Genomic DNA, 1678 nt, shown 5'->3' with positions numbered 1-1678 from the left:
GTCTTTTACCTCTGGCTTCTCGAACACATTCGGTTCTTCTGTTACCTTTGGCTCTTCCGGTTTTAATGATTCTTCGATTTCTTCTGTTGTTTCTTCTTTATTTTCTTCTTCGATCGGTTTTACCAAAATCTCCGGCTTCTCTTTTACCTCTGGTTTCTCTAGAACATTCGGTTCTTCTGTTACCTTTGGCTCTTCCGGTTTTAATGATTCTTCGATTTCTTCTGTTGTYTCTTCTTTATTTTCTTCTTCGATCGGTTTTACCAAAATCTCCGGCTTGTCTTTTACCTCTGGCTTCTCGAACACATTCGGTTCTTCTGTTACCTTTGGCTCTTCCGGTTTTAATGATTCTTCGATTTCTTCTGTTGTTTCTTCTTTATTTTGCTCTTCTTCTGGTGTTACTAAGATCTCCGGTTTGTCTGTTACCTCTGGCTTCTCTAACACATTTGGTTCCTCTGTCACCTTTGGTGTTTCCGGTTTTACTGGCTCTTCTATTTCTATTGTTGTTTCTTCTTTATTTTGCTCTTCTTCTGGTGTTACTAAGATCTCCGGTTTGTCTGTTACCTCTGGCTTCTCTAACACATTTGATTCCTCTGTCACCTTTGGTATTTCCGGTTTTACTGGCTCTTCTATTTCTATTGTTGTTTCTTCTTTATTTTGCTCTTCTTCTGGTGTTACTAAGATTTCCGGTTTGTCTGTTACCTCTGGCTTCTCTAACACATTTGGTTCCTCTGTCACCTTCGGCTCTTCCGGTTTTTCTTCTGTTAACTCTTCTGTTGTTTCTTCTTTATTTTGCTCTTCTTCTGGTGTTACTAAGATTTCCGGTTTGTCTGTTACCTCTGGTTTCTCTAACACATTTGGTTCTTCTGTTACCTTCGGTGTTTCCGGTTTTTCTTCTGTTAACTCTTCTGTTGTTTCTTCTTTATTTTGCTCTTCCTCTGGTGTTACTAAGATTTCCGGTTTGTCTGTTACCTCTGGTTTCTCTAACACATTCGGTTCTTCTGTTACCTTCGGCTCTTCCGGTTTTTCTTCTGTTAACTCTTCTGTTGTTTCTTCTTCCACTTGTTCTTCTTCTGGTTTTACCCAGATTTCCGGTTTGTCCGTTACCTCTGGCTTCTCTAGCTTATTCGGCTCTTCTGTCACCTTTGGCTCTTCCGGTTTTTCTTCTTTTAACTCTTCTGTTGTTTCTTCTTCCACTTGTTCTTMTTCTGGTTTTACCCAGATTTCCGGCTTGTCTTTTACCTCTGGCTTCTCTAGAACATTCGGCTCCTCTGTCACCTTTGGCTCTTCCGGTTTAGTTGTGGCTTCCAGTTCTTCTAGTGTTTCTTCTTTACCTTGCTCTTCTACTTCTGTTGCTTCCTGGATCTTTATATTTGTAATATCATATCCGTTAACTTTCGATTGATATCCTGATACTGGATGCTCTTTTACTGTATACGTATAGGCATTACCGTCATTATCATATGCAGGTATATTTGCAAATGTATAATTCCAATTGTTTGCTGCTGTTACGTCTTGTGTCTGGATTACGTCACCATTTTTCAGTAAGTCTACTTGAATCGTGCTCGGACGATCTGTTGCATTGTTATCATTCCAGGTCTTCGTTCCTGAAATGGATGTCGTTTTCACCTTATTCGGAACCATCAACTTTGTTTTCACCTTATTCGGAATCATCAACTTT

The 1678-nt window shown here is 39.6% G+C and carries 1 protein-coding gene; it reads right to left on the bottom strand.

Annotation, left to right across the window (positions count from 1 at the left end):
• The coding region (locus tag AC1DTM_RS25415) for a Cna B-type domain-containing protein (protein ID WP_477001182.1) at positions 1-1644 on the bottom strand (1644 nt) is incomplete at its 3' end.
• Positions 1645-1678 lie beyond the last annotated feature (34 nt).

This window comes from Bacillus sp. P4_D3, assembly GCF_056401855.1.
The sequence above is the reverse complement of the archived record's forward strand: the minus strand, read 5'-3'. Positions and strand labels throughout refer to the sequence as shown.